The organism is Geomicrobium sp. JCM 19055 (genome assembly GCF_000698185.1).
Classification (GTDB): Bacteria; Bacillota; Bacilli; order Bacillales; family Marinococcaceae; genus Geomicrobium_A; species Geomicrobium_A sediminis.
Map to the genome: position 1 here is coordinate 57732 of NZ_BAXL01000005.1, position 14390 is coordinate 72121.

General features: G+C 42.0%; 16 protein-coding genes and 1 pseudogene. 2 read left to right on the forward strand and 15 right to left on the reverse strand.

Translation table 11 applies throughout. The annotated features are described in order from the left end of the window. The first annotated feature begins 130 nt into the window (after window positions 1–130). Complete coding sequence (locus JCM19055_RS05770; protein WP_042358949.1) at window positions 131–1573, forward strand: membrane protein; 1443 nt, start codon at window positions 131–133, stop codon at window positions 1571–1573. A gap of 323 nt (window positions 1574–1896) precedes the next feature. Here the strand turns inward: JCM19055_RS05770 and JCM19055_RS05775 are convergent, their stop codons facing one another. The 13 genes and pseudogenes from JCM19055_RS05775 to JCM19055_RS05830 all read right to left on the reverse strand — a co-directional run bounded on the left by JCM19055_RS05775 (window position 1897) and on the right by JCM19055_RS05830 (window position 11323). Next, window positions 1897–2925, reverse strand: a complete 1029-nt coding sequence (locus JCM19055_RS05775; protein WP_265181863.1) for an NAD(P)/FAD-dependent oxidoreductase — start codon at window positions 2923–2925, stop codon at window positions 1897–1899. After that, entirely contained in the window at window positions 2889–3158 is a 270-nt protein-coding gene (locus JCM19055_RS28680; protein ID WP_265181864.1) for an FAD-dependent oxidoreductase, read from the reverse strand. Before JCM19055_RS28680 ends, JCM19055_RS05775 begins: the two co-directional genes overlap by 37 nt. Before the next feature lie 94 nt (window positions 3159–3252). Further along, window positions 3253–3840, reverse strand: coding sequence for a TetR/AcrR family transcriptional regulator (locus tag JCM19055_RS05780; protein WP_042358950.1), 588 nt, complete (start codon window positions 3838–3840; stop codon window positions 3253–3255). A 312-nt stretch (window positions 3841–4152) separates the two neighbouring features. After that, window positions 4153–4836: pseudogene (locus JCM19055_RS05785) on the reverse strand (ABC transporter permease); the annotation flags it as partial. 56 nt (window positions 4837–4892) lie between these two features. Continuing rightward, on the reverse strand, window positions 4893–5783 hold the full coding sequence (locus tag JCM19055_RS05790) for an ABC transporter ATP-binding protein (RefSeq protein ID WP_052365988.1): 891 nt from the start codon (window positions 5781–5783) through the stop codon (window positions 4893–4895). Then, entirely contained in the window at window positions 5780–5977 is a 198-nt protein-coding gene (locus JCM19055_RS05795; RefSeq protein ID WP_042358951.1) for a PLD nuclease N-terminal domain-containing protein, read from the reverse strand. Before JCM19055_RS05795 ends, JCM19055_RS05790 begins: the two co-directional genes overlap by 4 nt. Further along, the gene (locus JCM19055_RS05800; RefSeq protein WP_042358952.1) at window positions 5970–6194 is read right to left on the reverse strand and encodes a hypothetical protein; all 225 of its coding nucleotides are present in this window, start codon (window positions 6192–6194) and stop codon (window positions 5970–5972) included. The genes JCM19055_RS05795 and JCM19055_RS05800 overlap by 8 nt, the downstream gene beginning before the upstream one ends. Then, entirely contained in the window at window positions 6184–6465 is a 282-nt protein-coding gene (locus JCM19055_RS05805) for a DUF5345 family protein (protein ID WP_042358954.1), read from the reverse strand. The genes JCM19055_RS05800 and JCM19055_RS05805 overlap by 11 nt, the downstream gene beginning before the upstream one ends. Next, window positions 6458–6964, reverse strand: coding sequence for a sigma-70 family RNA polymerase sigma factor (locus JCM19055_RS05810; protein ID WP_042358956.1), 507 nt, complete (start codon window positions 6962–6964; stop codon window positions 6458–6460). The genes JCM19055_RS05805 and JCM19055_RS05810 overlap by 8 nt, the downstream gene beginning before the upstream one ends. Before the next feature lie 141 nt (window positions 6965–7105). After that, window positions 7106–7648, reverse strand: coding sequence for a YusW family protein (locus JCM19055_RS05815; protein WP_042358957.1), 543 nt, complete (start codon window positions 7646–7648; stop codon window positions 7106–7108). 221 nt (window positions 7649–7869) lie between these two features. Further along, complete coding sequence (locus JCM19055_RS05820; RefSeq protein WP_042358959.1) at window positions 7870–9078, reverse strand: iron-containing alcohol dehydrogenase; 1209 nt, start codon at window positions 9076–9078, stop codon at window positions 7870–7872. 17 nt (window positions 9079–9095) lie between these two features. Continuing rightward, the gene (gene betB / locus JCM19055_RS05825) at window positions 9096–10568 is read right to left on the reverse strand and encodes a betaine-aldehyde dehydrogenase (protein ID WP_152549774.1); all 1473 of its coding nucleotides are present in this window, start codon (window positions 10566–10568) and stop codon (window positions 9096–9098) included. Between the two features lie 185 nt (window positions 10569–10753). Then, window positions 10754–11323 carry a GbsR/MarR family transcriptional regulator gene (locus JCM19055_RS05830; RefSeq protein WP_042358960.1) on the reverse strand — a complete coding sequence of 190 codons (570 nt, stop codon included), beginning with the start codon at window positions 11321–11323 and terminating at the stop codon, window positions 10754–10756. A 188-nt stretch (window positions 11324–11511) separates the two neighbouring features. Between JCM19055_RS05830 and JCM19055_RS05835 the strand changes: the two genes are divergently transcribed. Then, window positions 11512–12417 carry a glycine betaine ABC transporter substrate-binding protein gene (locus JCM19055_RS05835; RefSeq protein WP_042358961.1) on the forward strand — a complete coding sequence of 302 codons (906 nt, stop codon included), beginning with the start codon at window positions 11512–11514 and terminating at the stop codon, window positions 12415–12417. A 34-nt stretch (window positions 12418–12451) separates the two neighbouring features. Here the strand turns inward: JCM19055_RS05835 and JCM19055_RS05840 are convergent, their stop codons facing one another. After that, window positions 12452–12814 carry a thiol-disulfide oxidoreductase DCC family protein gene (locus JCM19055_RS05840; RefSeq protein WP_042358962.1) on the reverse strand — a complete coding sequence of 121 codons (363 nt, stop codon included), beginning with the start codon at window positions 12812–12814 and terminating at the stop codon, window positions 12452–12454. 50 nt (window positions 12815–12864) lie between these two features. Continuing rightward, window positions 12865–14289 carry an aldehyde dehydrogenase family protein gene (locus JCM19055_RS05845; RefSeq protein WP_042358963.1) on the reverse strand — a complete coding sequence of 475 codons (1425 nt, stop codon included), beginning with the start codon at window positions 14287–14289 and terminating at the stop codon, window positions 12865–12867. Window positions 14290–14390: the final 101 nt, after the last annotated feature.

Consider the following 14390-nt stretch of genomic DNA (forward strand, 5'->3'; position numbering starts at 1 on the left):
CTCAGCGTACCCCTCCCTTAATTTTGGAAGTTTTCGTATTATTTGTCAAAACAAAACTTTTGTAGCATCACACACACTCCGCCTATGTTGACGTACAATATCGTATTCTTTTAATGAAGGAAGGCTCAATATGGATATCGTAGCGTCTCATTGGATCTACTTTGCAGGGATTTTACTCATCATTCTAACGATGCTTCTTCGAAGAAACGTCGTCGTTCCTGCCATTGTGATGACCTTTATCATCGGTCTCGTTTTTACAGGTTCTGTAACAATGGGACTGCAGACGATTTTCACTGCCAGTCTCGTCGCCGCCGGTGAGCTGTTTAGCATCTTTTTAATTATCGCCATTATGACCGCCTTACTACAAGGGCTCGAGGTCGTTGGTGCCAATGAACAAATGATCAAACCGTTTGGGAAAATCATGACAAATGGTCACATTTCTTACTATGTCATCATCATTGTCACGTACTGTATTTCGTTGTTTTTCTGGCCAACGCCAGCCGTCCCACTCGTAGGTGCACTCTTATTACCTGTTGCCATTCGAGCAGGATTACCACCTATTGCAGGGGCTGCTGCGATTGCCATCGCCGGTCAAGGAATGGCGTTATCGAGTGACTATATTATCCAAATTGCACCGATGCTCAGTGCAACCGCTGCTGGTGTAGACATTCAAGCTGTCGCTGATCGTGCCTTTGTTTTATCCATAATTACAGGTGTCGTCGCCATCGGAGTCGCCTATCTTATGCTTCGGAAATCGATTCAAAAACCGAGTGCTACTCACTTAAATAAGTGGATGGGTGAAAAACGAATCGAACATCGTGAATCCATCGGTTGGAAAGGAAAACTATTTGCAATTGTCGTTCCCGTCACATTCCTCATCGTCATTCTCTATATGCTTTATACGACATTCTTTACAGACATTAGCTTAGAAGGAGGTTCAGGTGCTGCATTAATTGGAGGTGCCGCCCTCATCCTACTCATTCTTGCCAGCGTGTTTTACAAACCGAAGCAAGTGTTCGACAACGTTAGTGACTGTATGGTCGATGGATTCCTATTCGCTTTTAAAGCTATGGGACCAGTCATTCCGATTGCCGGCTTCTTTTTCCTCGGGAGTGACGAATTTAGCGGAAGCATTTTACAAACAGAGACTGCTCCCGCATTCCTGTTCGATCTCGTTCAATCAGGTCAACAGTTCATCCCAGAACATGGCATCTTTGCCGCCTTTGGAATCTTACTCATCGGAATGATCACGGGTCTAGATGGTTCAGGATTCTCTGGTTTACCACTCACCGGTGCCTTATCAGGTGCACTTGGCACCGTCACTGGCGTCGACGCTGCAACCCTTGCAGCAATCGGACAAATGGGAGCCATATGGGTCGGTGGCGGTACACTCATTGCCTGGTCTTCCCTCGTTGCTGTAGCCGGGGTGGCACGTGTCGATGTTCAAACTCTCGTACGTGTTTGTTTCTTTCCCGTCATCTTAGGATTGTTGCTCAGTACCCTTTATGCAGTGTTTTTTTATGTAAACGAAGTTCGAAGAGAAGACCATCGGTCTTCTCTTGTATATGGATAGGTCGATTAAGTTACTGTTGGGATGTGGTAGTTACACGATACAACAGCTAACTCTTTGCACCATGAGCTTCCGCTTAAAAAAACCGACCACCTTATCATGCTCGTGGTCGGTCATGATCTTAACCAAATCGGTTTTTGGCATTTACCATATGCTAATCGCAGTAAGCAAAACGATTACGAGCAAATTTACTAGCAAGGGCAAAGTACTTCTTTCTCATGTATTTAGTTTGCGACACGATGCAAGAGAGGCATATTACACTATTAGTTTTTCCCTTTATATAATACATCTGCTTGAACGACAGCTTTTTGTACGCCCCCGCATATTTACGTTTTTATTAATCTTAGTGCAGCCATCTTAGCACTTATCATTGCTGCATCTGCCAATCTTCCTTCTTGACCCACCCAATCCCCTGCAACAAATAAGCCATCAATTTCTGGGACAACTGGGCTATCTGTTATTCCTTTTCCTCCTTGAGCAATTGTCCGTGCATCGTGGGCGACTAGAACATTAGGAGAAAAGCGAATCGCAGAGACATTGTTTCGCCAACCTGGTTCTAATAGATCTAAAAGTTTTTGTAACTCTTCCTCATCTTGGCTTGCGTCTCTATCGTTTTGATTATCGTTGTACCTCATTACATGAAAGACAAATGCACCATTATTACTAAGTTTGACCGGACCTGAATGCCTAGAGAAATAATATGGTTCATCTAAGCCAATTGCAAACACACGTTCCGGGAAAGGTATTTGTTTTAACGCAACGTCTAAGCAAGCTGCATAAAGAGGATATGATTGTGCTTTCCACTTACCAAGTGAAATGTGCTCGGCTCCTTCAATGAGCTTATATGTGTCATCAATTCCTATAGCCGATATAACAGCGGAAATCTTAACTTCTTTAAGGTTAGCTAGTTTAATTGCTCGCACTTGACCGTCTCTTAATATGACCTGCTCTACGGGGCGGTTCGTTACGATATGAGCTCCGTGCTTTATCGCCTCAATACGTAAGTCATCAACGATTGTTTGCCATCCTCCTTCGATGTAACGAACACCATTACCCGCAAGCTTCCCTTGCTTAATTACATATCCAGCACTCACGATACGCATGTCATGACAATACGACCATTGTCGACACATACCATGAAAAAGTAGACGAACTCTTTCATTCTGTATGTTCTTTTCTGACCATTCTTGCAGACTTACTGAATGAATGGATTCTGTGTTTACTCGACTCAATCCACTCATAAGCGAACTCCATTCCAATTTTTCTTCCGACGATAATTCTGTAGGAATGTTTACAATCACTCCCTTTTGAATTCCACTCATATTCCCTTTATAGGCATGAGCACCTTTAGGCATACACCAAGTTCATCCAAAATTTCAAGTGCTGCACCACCTTCATACAGGGCATGGGGTCCAAGATTAAATGCTGATCCATTAACTATTGTCGTTTGAGCAAGTCCTCCTAACCGACTTTCTTTTTCAAAAAGCACGACATGTTTACCTGCTTTTGCCAAGTAAACAGCAGCCGTTAATCCTGTAAGTCCCCCACCAATGATCGCAATTTCATACGTTTCGTTTAATAAGGTCATTAAGAAACCTCCCAATTTATTTTTTAAACTTACACAATGGTAAACACCACCACTGCATGTTAGTACTTACTAACATGCAGTATAAAAAGAATTGCTAAGGTGTTAATCCCTTAGCAAATACTTTGACACTCTCACGTATAAATGAATCCAATGAAATATCTGGATAATTTATCTTCGTGTCTAGATCGTTAACAAATGCACCGTATTGAGCCATCATAAATGTAAAGGCTGCCATCTTATAATCAGTCTTAATAACCTTCCCTTTGTCCTCCATCATTTTCAAATAGTTCGCTAAAAATTCTAATAGTTGCAAAGGATGTTGTTGAATTCTTTCTTTAAATCCAGGTAATTGAAACTCGTCTTTCGTGCTAATCTGAATCAACTTTCGATTTCGATTCATAATCTCATGATATGTCTTAGAAACCATCATTAAGTCTTCTTCTAGATTCCAAACTAGCCTCTCATCGAACAACTTTTTCATTTCTTGTGCATAATGATGACGATCAAGGGCGGTTTCAAGCAAGTTTTGTTTATTGCCAAAATGACGAAACAACGTAATTTCACTTACCTTCGCTTTGGAAGCAATTTCTTGTGTTGTTACGCCGTTGTAGCCTCTCTCAGAAATTAAATCAATCGCCGCCAACAAAAGTCGGTCTCCGCTCCCTAATTTGCTTAAATCCATAACCTATATCCTTTCACTAAATCGAATGTAAGTACTTACTAACATGATGATATTAAATTCATTTTAGTTTGTCAATGATTTCTGATTTTTATTAAAGCAAGGTTTTATTTGCATTTGGATAAATAGTTGATTAATCAGGAATGCTACAACGACATTTGTTTAAGAAGTGAATATATGAAAGATCAAATATCCACGACTCGACTTAGATGTAGAGCTTCACATGCCATCACGCCTTCGATACACCCATTCCCAACTTATTCGCTCTCCTCACTTTTAGCAAAAAGACCTGCCCCTATGGACAAGTCTCTTTTACTAGTAAAGCCAATCTGTCTTTTTCATATAAAGTATGCTCATCCATGCGATGAGGGCGATGCTCAAGATTGTACTTGCAATCGGGAGTACGATTTCTTCTGTTGTCATTGCAACTGCAAGATTCGGCAATGCACCCGGGGTCCAGGATGCCAATGATGTAAATAAAGAAGCAAACATTTGCAAACCAAAGACGAAAATCAGTGAACAAACGGCGACGACGGTTTGTCGTTTGATAAGTGTGCTAAAGGTTGTCGTTACGGCAATGATGAACAACAACCAGAGCCAATACATGGCAAGCGAGCCAAACAACTCAGACATAAGAATCGGTTCAAACAACAGTTGAATGTAAAAGAGTGCGATTCCAATTCCAAGTATAAAACTGACTGTCATAACAGTTGAGCTTACGATAAATTTCCCAAACCAGTATGATGCATAACTAACTGGTCGTAGTAACAACATCTTTACTTCGCCACTACGTCGTTCTTCGCTAATACTTCCCATAAAGGCGAGTACGAGCACGATTGTTCCTAATTGCGTGAACTGTCCAAGCGTTGCTCCATACACTTCTTCAGACGATGGTGCAGGGATTTCTACAACCGCCCCTTCTGGCAAGCCCCCAAATTGCTCAAGAATGTCCGAGAGAAAATACGACGTTAGCGGTTGCATCAATCCTAGAAGGAGAAAGAAAACAGGTAACCAAAGCCAACGATAACTTCTGAACGTCTCTAAGCATTCTTTTTTTAATAATCATAACGAGTTTCATTGGCTTGAAACCTCCTTAAAATAGGAGTCCAAGGTTGGTCGGTCTTTTTGAAAACGAACGAGTTCAAGTTGGTGATCGAGTAGACTTTGGACAACGTTACGTTCTGCATCCTTCCCTTCCACTCTGGCAATATTGCGTCTGCTTCAATCGTTGCGCTCGGAAATTGTTGATGAAAATACTGCGCCCACGTCTCAAGGGACTTGTTCGTTTCGATAACGACCCCTTTCGTAGGGAGATTATCGAGAAGTTCCTGCAACGGTTGATGCGCAATAACGTTGCCATCTTGCAACATTAGTACGTCTTCAGCTAGCTGTTCTGCATCGTGTAAAATGTGGGTTGAATAAAGAATTGTCATCGTTTCTTTGAACTGTTGCAATAACGTTTGAACATCGCTTCTTCCCTCTGGATCTAGCGCACTCATTGGCTCGTCGAGCAACAATACTTGTGGCTCATGGACGACTGCCTGAGCTAAGCCTAGCCGCTGCTTCATTCCACCTGAAAATTTAGAAATCATTTGATCTTTTGCTTTTTCTAACCCTACAATTTCTAAAAATTTATGGCTCTCCTCCACTGCTTGTTGCTTGGACAGCCCCGAGAGTTGCACGCTATACACAACGTATTCTAAAGCTGTCATCCAATCTGGGAAAACGGGATATTGGGGCAAGAATCCGATCTTTGTACGCTCTCGCCCTGTAATCTTTCCGTCACTCGGACTCATAATGCCTGCAAGCAGGTGCAAGATCGTCGTCTTGCCTGCACCGTTTTTTCCGAGCAATGCTGTTATTTGGTTAGTTTTTAAAGAGAAACTCACATCTTGAACAATGCTCTTATTCCCGATACGTTTACTAATCTGATTCATAGCAATCATGTGACTTGCCTCCGTTGCTTTCCTAATATGAAGTAAAGGATCGGACCAATCGTATTCACAAAAAGGATAATTAGCGCCCACAGCCACTTCGGTAATGATGTTGATTCACGGCGATACAAATCAATAAACGCAATGATCTTTAATATAAATTCAATAACAATTAACGGTAAAATGAGCATAAATAAATCAGGCATTGCTATTCCTCCTCTGTCGGTAAGGGATAAATACTTTTATATAGATAAGGTAAACGATAATAGGCATTGGGGCGCTAATCATTCCCCAAATCCCCCAGAACCAATACAATCGTCCGTTTCGTCTTGCATGAATAAATAAAAAGGTAGCTTGTGCAAACAACAGCACAAAGATAAGGATCAACAGCCAATACGGCAACTCATTTAAGTTATAGTGCACGACTGTACACCTTCCTTCTTGAAAGGAAGCCAACCAAAGCCAGTACCATCACAACTGCTTGAAGCAGAATAAACCAGACCGGAGCTTTTACCATAAGAAGGACGGTGCTCGCCACAACGATGAATGCAACAACGAAAAAGAAGATTAGTTCGTTTCGCTGTCTTTTTCTCGTTGCTAGAATCGTAAGCATCATTTCAATTTGTGATGGCTTGTTCTTAGGTTCGAGTTGTTCTAATTTCGTTAAGTCATGTTTAAATCGCTGTTCATTCATGTGTGAGCTCCTTTCTTAATCGGTTCATTCCGCTATGCAGTCTTGATTTCACCGTTCCTGAAGGTGCACCCGTAATGGATGCGATCTCGTTATATCCATAGCCATAATAATGTTTTAGAATAACGGGAATGCGTTCTTCGGGTTTTAGTTTCTCTAGTTCCGCTATGACAGCAATCCACTCTGTTGTTGGTTCTTGTCGCATTTCCCATTCAAGTTGCTGGAGACTTTGGTGATGTTGCTTCCTTTTCTCTTTTCGTAATTCATCACGCCAAAGATTAGTTCCAATTTGAATGAGCCACGTAGACAGCTTTGCCTTTTTGGCATTGTATTGAGCAAACCGTTCGATGGCTTTTACCATTGTATCTTGAGTCAAGTCTTCCGCCATCGACGGATGGAGGGTGAGCTTGAGTAAATAATGAAAAACGAAGTCGTATTCATGAAGGAGCACGCGCGCAAGAGCTGCTTCATCGCCCTTCTTCGCCTTTTTCAGATCATTCATTTTCACCTCTCCTCTCGAGCTGTTCATAACTACTACGTTTAGCATCGGCATTTTGTTCGTTTTTTTTACAAAAAAACTTTTTTTTTACACAAAAAAAACCGCCCGTTCCAAAGGAACAGACAGTCAACACTATGCGCTTACTTATAGGTTATTCTCGTCTTCGTCTTCATCATCTGCATCGATGTCAGCGTCATTAAAGAATTCAACTTCTACTTCGATCTCATCATAATCTTCGTCAAGTTCGAAGGCCATAATCGCTTCTTCAATCAATTCTTCTTCGGTAGCTTGGTCATCAATGTTCATTTCTGGAAGAATTGTTGCGAGTTCATCAAGTGCTTCCTCACCTTGAATCTCTCCAGCTTCTTGATCGCGGTTATCTTCAATTGTTGCTTGTGGCTCACCATCATTGTAGTCATAGTCAACCATGAATGTTTGTTCACCGTATTCAGCGTCTAATTGGAATTGCTCAAAGTTAAGCTCTTCGAACCAGTCTTCAGCAGCAGCTTCTTGTGAATCTGTGTCTTCCGTTGTGTCATCATCCATATCTGTATCATCTTCATCTGTATCTAGATCGTCATCCATTTCGTCTTCTGCAGGTACTTCTACTGTATCTTGTCCTTCATCATCTGTTGCATCTCCACATGCTACGAGACCTGTTGCAACTACTGCTGTTAATGCTGCCATTCCGAATTTTTTTCATGATGTAAATCCTCCTGTGCTGTTAAGTAATACAAAGGACTACTTCCCTCGTTGTATATTCTTAAACATTTAGGAAGAAATTCTTTTTATTGTAAAAAAATGAGATTATTATTAGGCCTTATGCCATTTTACAATTCCACGCGCGAAATTGTCTTCTTTAAACCAAGAGAACCAGACACTCACAAGTGTCTGGTTCCTACTATTTATTATACTGTTTTTTCTACGCGGTCGAAGCAACGGTTATAAATCCACTCATACGCTGGGATCGTCAAGTCTCTCGGATTCCCTACTGTTTGTGGGTCGTCCATTGCAGCTTTTGCCCAACGCTCAACTTGGCTCGGGTCAACACCTTGTTCTTCAAGAGTTGGTACTTCAAGCTCCTCAACGAGTTCGTACATGTAGTTTACAGCAGCTTTGGCAGCTTCTTCTGTCGTCATGTCCGCTGTGTTAATGCCAAACGCTTGTGCAATACGAGCAAAACGTCCAGGTGCACCTTTCCAGTTATACTCCATCACAGGTCCCATCATTGCAGCCACACATTGACCGTGTGCAACTGGAACGATTCCACCAAGTGATTGACTCATAGCGTGTGCCGCACCGGCTGATTCACTACCATAAGAAAGTCCAGCAAGCATCGCTGCTTGAGCCATTCCGTAACGAGCTTCAAGGTCTTCACCATCAGAGAATGCGCGACGGATATACGTTGCTGCATATTCAATCGCAAGAAGTGCTACGGCATCCGTAACTGGTTGTGCATACTTCATTGTGTAACACTCAACTGCGTGAGCGATCGCATCAATACCTGTCATTGCCGTTACGTGTGGAGGCATAGAAACGTGAAGTTTCGGGTCAATAATCGTGACGTGCGCAGCGATTAAAGGACCACCAGTATTGAACTTGTACTCGCGCTTTTCATCCGTAATTACTGCCCACTGGGTAACTTCTGAACCAGTACCTGCTGTTGTAGGAATTGTTGCAAGTGGTGGAACGCGGTTTTCTAAAGGTTTCTTTCCTTCAGCTGCTTCATAATCAAGTACTGATCCTTCGTGTGTTACCTCAACACCAACTGCTTTAGCCGTATCCATCGATGAACCACCGCCGACCGCGACTAAACCATTACAACCGTTTTCTTCATAAAACTTCGATCCTTCAGCAATCAATCTTGTTGGAGGGTTTGGCTCAACTTTGTTAAAGACAGCTACTTCAACGCCTGCACTTTTCAAGCTTTCTTCAACCGGCTTAGTTACGCCTGCATTGTAAATACCAGGGTCAGTAACGAGCATTACTTTTGTAGAACCAAGGTTCTTTACTTCTTCTCCTAAATATTGAATTGAATCGATTCCGTGCTTAATTGCTGTTGGTACTTCAAACGTGTGATACCCTAACATCGCTTCTACTTTCATGTGCATACTCATCTATAATCTCTCCTTTATTATGACTGGAACCAGTTAACGGCTGCCGGTTTTTTATTTCTAAAAATGTGTTTAACTTCGGTATATTCTTCGAGTCCGATCTTTCCTAATTCACGACCAAATCCTGATTGCTTGTAACCACCCCAAGGGGCTTGTGCAAAGTATGGGTGGAAATCGTTAATCCAGACCGTACCCATTCGAAGGCGCTCGGCTACTTCTTCACCACGATCGATGTCGTTTGTAAAGACTGCACCAGCAAGACCGTAAATCGTGTCATTTGCTTTTTCTATTGCTTCTTCAGTCGTTGTAAATGTCTCGACTGTAATGACAGGACCGAAGATTTCTTCTTGAACGATTCTCATTTCAGACGTACAGTTTGTGAAAATTGTCGGCTCAAAGAAGAATCCATTCTGAAGCGCTTCCCCTTCTGGACGTTTTCCACCAAGTGCAAGCGTTGCACCTTCGTTTACACCTACTTCAATGTAGGCTTCCACTTTTTCACGGTGTTCTTTTGAAATTAGTGGACCTGACTCTGTTGCCTCATCAAAGCCATTTCCAAGCGTAATGTGACTCGCACGCTTAATTAGTTCTTCAACAAATTGGTCATGCAATGATTCTTCTATTAGTAAGCGTGATCCTGCTGAACAAACTTGGCCACCATGGAAAAAGGCTGCGTTTAATGCTTGATCAACCGCTGTGTCAAAGTCTGCATCTGCAAACACGATGTTCGGGTTCTTACCACCGAGCTCCAACGCGATTTTCTTTACGTTGTCACTTGCTGATTTCATAATCGTTTTTCCTGTTTCAATTCCGCCTGTAAAGGACACTAGGTCAACATCATGACTTTCTGATAGTGGTGCTCCTACTTCTTGACCTGTTCCAAGAACGAGGTTAGCAACACCTTTTGGTACTCCTGCTTCTTCAAACAGTTCAAAGACACGAACCGTTGTTAGCGGAGTAATTTCACTCGGCTTCATGACGAGTGTGTTTCCTGCTGCTAATGCTGGAGCAAGCTTCCACGCTGCTTGGAGCAATGGATAATTCCATGGTGTAATTTGACCACATACACCAATAGGTTCTCGTACAACCTTGCTCGTCGAGTCAGGAATTGGACTTTCAATGACTTCACCGCCATCTTTGTCGGCCAGTCCACTAAAGAATTCAAAGACATTCGCAATGTCTTCCATATCTCCCTTACTCTCTTCAAGCGTCTTTCCTGTATCAAGCGTCTCTAGTCGTGCTAGTTCCAACGCATTCTCTCTAATTAGACGACCGATGTGACCGACAATCTTGCCACGATCACTCGCTGGTGTCGTACTCCAACTTCCTTTATCAAATGCTACTCGTGCAGCACGAATTGCTTTCTCTGTATCTTCACGTGTTCCTTCTGTAGCCGTTGCAATCACTTCTTGATTAAACGGATTAATAATGTCCCTCGTTGCGCCATGCACCGATTCGGTCCATTCGCCATTAATGTACATTTTTAATTCCAAGGAACTCACTCTCCTTCAATTCATTTAATATATATTAAACGTTCTATGTATAATAATTTACCACCGTTCAAAATAACTGTCAAAGGAAATGATTATAATTTATAAGATTGGCAGTCTGAGGGCATTCCTAGCCTAAGCACAATATAAAAAGAACGAGTCCCTCATAGGTACTCGCTCTTAATGCGTTACAATTCAGATGCTTGTCTTTTGTTATGACGTTCAAGAAGCTTTTGAGCCAAGTCGCCTTCTTCAAATTCTTCAACGAGAATATCAAGAAAACGGTAGTATTGTAGTGAATCATTAATCTTATTAAAATGTCGTTCTGCTTCTGCACGGACATCTTCTGGTGTGTCTGGGTCTTCCATTAATGCTTGATAACGTGGCTGTGCCTGCTTAACAGCATACAAGTTCACGTTCTTTTCCCTTTCCCAACGACGAGTAAAGAAAGAAATAAAAAACTGGAAAAAATCTTGTTCTGCTTGATACAGGTCTTTACGTTCGCCTTTTCGATAGACTCTATGAATAATCTTTTCTTCAAGAAGTTTTCTTACACCTAGGCTCATGCTACCTTTACTCATGCCAAGTTCGTCTCTTAATTGATCGAGTGTCATCGGTTCATCACTTAGATACAGCGTTGCATAAAGTTGGCCTACAGAGCGATTCACTCCGTAAATATCCATTGTATCGGCAATACCGTTTTTAATAAGAGCATGAATTTGTTCTAGTTCTTCTTGAGCTGCTGAATGATCAGACATCGCTAGCACCCCTTTTGTTTAAAACATATAAAACATTTTCAAAACTAGTATAGCTTTGAGGTTTCGTCTTTGCAAGTTTACTTTTTGTGACAAACACCTTATTGTTTGACTTCACTCATATTTATGATAACCTATAAGCAACGTTTAAATAATATTAAACAAACGAAATTCTTTGAAGGAGAGAGTTTATGAAGTATTGGAAGCATTCTTTATTAGGGATCAGCGCAGTCATGCTCGCAGCTTGCGGGAATGGAGATGAAGAGGCCGCAAATGATGATGCCGGCGCAACCGAGGAAGAAGAAACAACAGAATCGGCTACAGAAGGTGGCGAGCTTGAACTCGTATACGTAACGTGGGATTCTGAAGTTGCATCAAATAACGTAATGAAACTCGTCCTAGAAGAAGCGGGTTACGACACGACAATTACGACAGTCGAGCAAGGAGTCATGTGGGCAAGTGTTGCTTCTGGTGACGCAGACGCTCACGTCGCAGGTTGGTTACCAGATGATATGAAATACGACTACGAACAGTTTGGCGATGATGTCGTTGATCTTGGACCGAATCTTGAAAACGCTCAAACAGGACTTGCAGTACCAACGTACATGGACATCGATTCAATTGAAGAACTTGATGGTTCTGTCGTAAGTCAAATTACAGGTATTGATGCAGGTGCTGGGGTCGTATCAACAACTGAAGAAGCTCTAGAAGAATACGGTATTGATGATGTAACCGTACAGACAAGCTTCGACGCTGCAATGACTCAAGAACTAGCAACACATATTGCAAATGAAGAACCGATTGTTGTCACTGCTTGGCAACCACACTGGAAATTTAATACGCACGATTTAAAGTTTCTTGAAGATCCAAAAGGAATCTTCCAAGAAGACGGTGAAATTCGTACAATCGTACGCGAAGGCTTAGAAGAAGACGACCCAGTCGCTTTCCAAATTCTTGATAACTTCTATTGGACAACAGATGATATGAACGAAGTCATGCTCTACATCTCTGAAGAGGGTATGGGAGAAGAAGAAGCTGCTCAAAAATGGATCGACGACAATCGTGAAACGGTTGACGAATGGCTAGACGTTCAATAATTAGGTGTCCCTTTCGGGGCACTTTTTATTATGCTTATTTGTAAGGCAGTGTTTTGAACCAACGATGGCGCCTGTTTGAAACAATTCGGTAAACCGGTTGCCCTATGAGACGCGCACCAGGTATATATAAAACGATTCCAATTGGCCTTGTAATCGGTATTGTAATCAAAAGCTTTCGAATGGCATTATACCCGATATACACAGTCTTCGCATTACTTAACAAGTAAATTTCTTTTTCCATATCCTTAAATTGCGCTGCCAGCCTTTTCGTCTTATTACTAACTTCTTGAACAGGGTACCAATCGACGTTTTGATTGCAATCCAACTTCTTCATCATTCGTTTTAGCCCTTGGCATAGTGTACACGTAGCATCATAGAAAACGACGTGTCGCTTCAATTTTCCACCTCGCTTAGAAACAACCGAAGGGATGACCTTCGGTTGTTCGTTTACACTCCCATAATTGCTTTTTCTTCTAGATACTCTTCAATACCAAAGTCGCCCCACTCACGACCAATTCCAGATTGCTTGAAACCGCCAAATGGCGCTAGATGATCCGTTTTGGCATCATTTACTGTAATTTGACCAGCGCGAATGTTGCTTGCGACATATTTCAAGGATTTCTCATCTTCACCAATAACATATCCTGCTAAGCCATACGGAGTATCGTTAGCAATTCGAAGACCTTCTTCAATGTCGTCATACGTAATAATTGCCGTTACAGGACCAAAGATTTCTTCACGGGCAATAACCATATCATTCGATACATCTGAGAAGATCGTCGGTTTCACATAATAGCCTTTTTCAAGGCCTTCAGGCTTTCCTTCCCCACCTTCTACGAGGCGAGCACCTTCTTCTTGTCCCTTTTTGATATAAGACTGAACCGTATCATATTGTTTCTTTGAAATAAGAGGTCCAGTAAAGTTGGCTGTGTCTTGTGGATCACCCATCTTAAACTTGTCTAACGCTTGGACTAACGCCGTTTCAAAGTCTGATTGCATTTCTTTTGGTACTAGAATTCGCGTTCCAGCCGAACATACTTGTCCACTATTGAGCATCATGTGTTGAGCGGCGGACTTTGCAGCTTTTTGAAGGTCGGCATCTTTCAAAACGAAGAGTGGAGACTTTCCGCCGAGTTCAAGTGCGACATTCTTAATCGTTTGTGATGCATTTTTCATTACTTTCGTTCCTACTGCTCCAGAACCGGTAAACGACACGAAATCGATGTCTGGGTGAGAACTAATGCCATCACCGATCGTATCTCCTGTTCCATTTACGAGGTTAAAGACACCTTTTGGTGCTCCTGCCTTTTCGATAATTTCTGCAAGCATAATCGCTGCATATGGGGTCTCTTCTGATGGCTTTAAAACAATCGTACTTCCCGCTGCAATCGCCCCAGCAATCTTCGTTGACGTCTGGTTCGTCGGGAAATTCCACGGTGTAATCAACCCGCTAACACCGACTGATTCCTTAACGACCGTATGACCGCCACGCTCTTCTTCGAATGAATAGTCTTCTAATGCTTTTGCGACCGTTCGAAAATGAGCGAGTCCCATTTCATAATGAACGTTTTCAGAGATTGTCCGTGGCGCACCAAGTTCTAGTGTCATCACATCAATGAATTCATCTTTGCGCTTCTCATATTCATCTGCGATTCGATTTAATAAATCAATACGTTCCTTCTTAATCGTTCTAGAAAATGCGGGTAAAGCATCCCGCGCTGCTTGCACAGCTTTATCTAAATCTTCGCTAGTACTCGCTGAAATTGTACCGATCACTTCTTCAGTCGCAGGGTTAATTACGTTAATTGTTTCATCATTTGTCGAGTCAATCCATTCACCGTTAATAAACAACTTGTTTTCGTGTTTAAACATGATTGCTTCACTCCCTTTGATTGTACAGAGGGTGTTCCCGCTGTCCATAAATTTAAACCTATCGAACGATCAACCTTTTCTCGTGTAAACGGTTGATCTCG

What these genes read in the sequence shown, in the direction of transcription:
- JCM19055_RS05770 (WP_042358949.1), top strand. Translation starts at nt 131, where the DNA reads ATGGATATCGTAGCGTCTCATTGGATCTACTTTGCAGGGATTTTACTC.
- JCM19055_RS05775 (WP_265181863.1), bottom strand. Translation starts at nt 2,925, where the DNA reads ATGCCTAAAGGTGCTCATGCCTATAAAGGGAATATGAGTGGAATTCAA.
- JCM19055_RS28680 (WP_265181864.1), bottom strand. Translation starts at nt 3,158, where the DNA reads ATGACCTTATTAAACGAAACGTATGAAATTGCGATCATTGGTGGGGGA.
- JCM19055_RS05780 (WP_042358950.1), bottom strand. Translation starts at nt 3,840, where the DNA reads ATGGATTTAAGCAAATTAGGGAGCGGAGACCGACTTTTGTTGGCGGCG.
- JCM19055_RS05790 (WP_052365988.1), bottom strand. Translation starts at nt 5,783, where the DNA reads ATGATTGCTATGAATCAGATTAGTAAACGTATCGGGAATAAGAGCATT.
- JCM19055_RS05795 (WP_042358951.1), bottom strand. Translation starts at nt 5,977, where the DNA reads ATGCCTGATTTATTTATGCTCATTTTACCGTTAATTGTTATTGAATTT.
- JCM19055_RS05805 (WP_042358954.1), bottom strand. Translation starts at nt 6,465, where the DNA reads ATGAATGAACAGCGATTTAAACATGACTTAACGAAATTAGAACAACTC.
- JCM19055_RS05810 (WP_042358956.1), bottom strand. Translation starts at nt 6,964, where the DNA reads ATGAATGATCTGAAAAAGGCGAAGAAGGGCGATGAAGCAGCTCTTGCG.
- JCM19055_RS05815 (WP_042358957.1), bottom strand. Translation starts at nt 7,648, where the DNA reads ATGGCAGCATTAACAGCAGTAGTTGCAACAGGTCTCGTAGCATGTGGA.
- JCM19055_RS05820 (WP_042358959.1), bottom strand. Translation starts at nt 9,078, where the DNA reads ATGAGTATGCACATGAAAGTAGAAGCGATGTTAGGGTATCACACGTTT.
- JCM19055_RS05830 (WP_042358960.1), bottom strand. Translation starts at nt 11,323, where the DNA reads ATGTCTGATCATTCAGCAGCTCAAGAAGAACTAGAACAAATTCATGCT.
- JCM19055_RS05835 (WP_042358961.1), top strand. Translation starts at nt 11,512, where the DNA reads ATGAAGTATTGGAAGCATTCTTTATTAGGGATCAGCGCAGTCATGCTC.
- JCM19055_RS05845 (WP_042358963.1), bottom strand. Translation starts at nt 14,289, where the DNA reads ATGTTTAAACACGAAAACAAGTTGTTTATTAACGGTGAATGGATTGAC.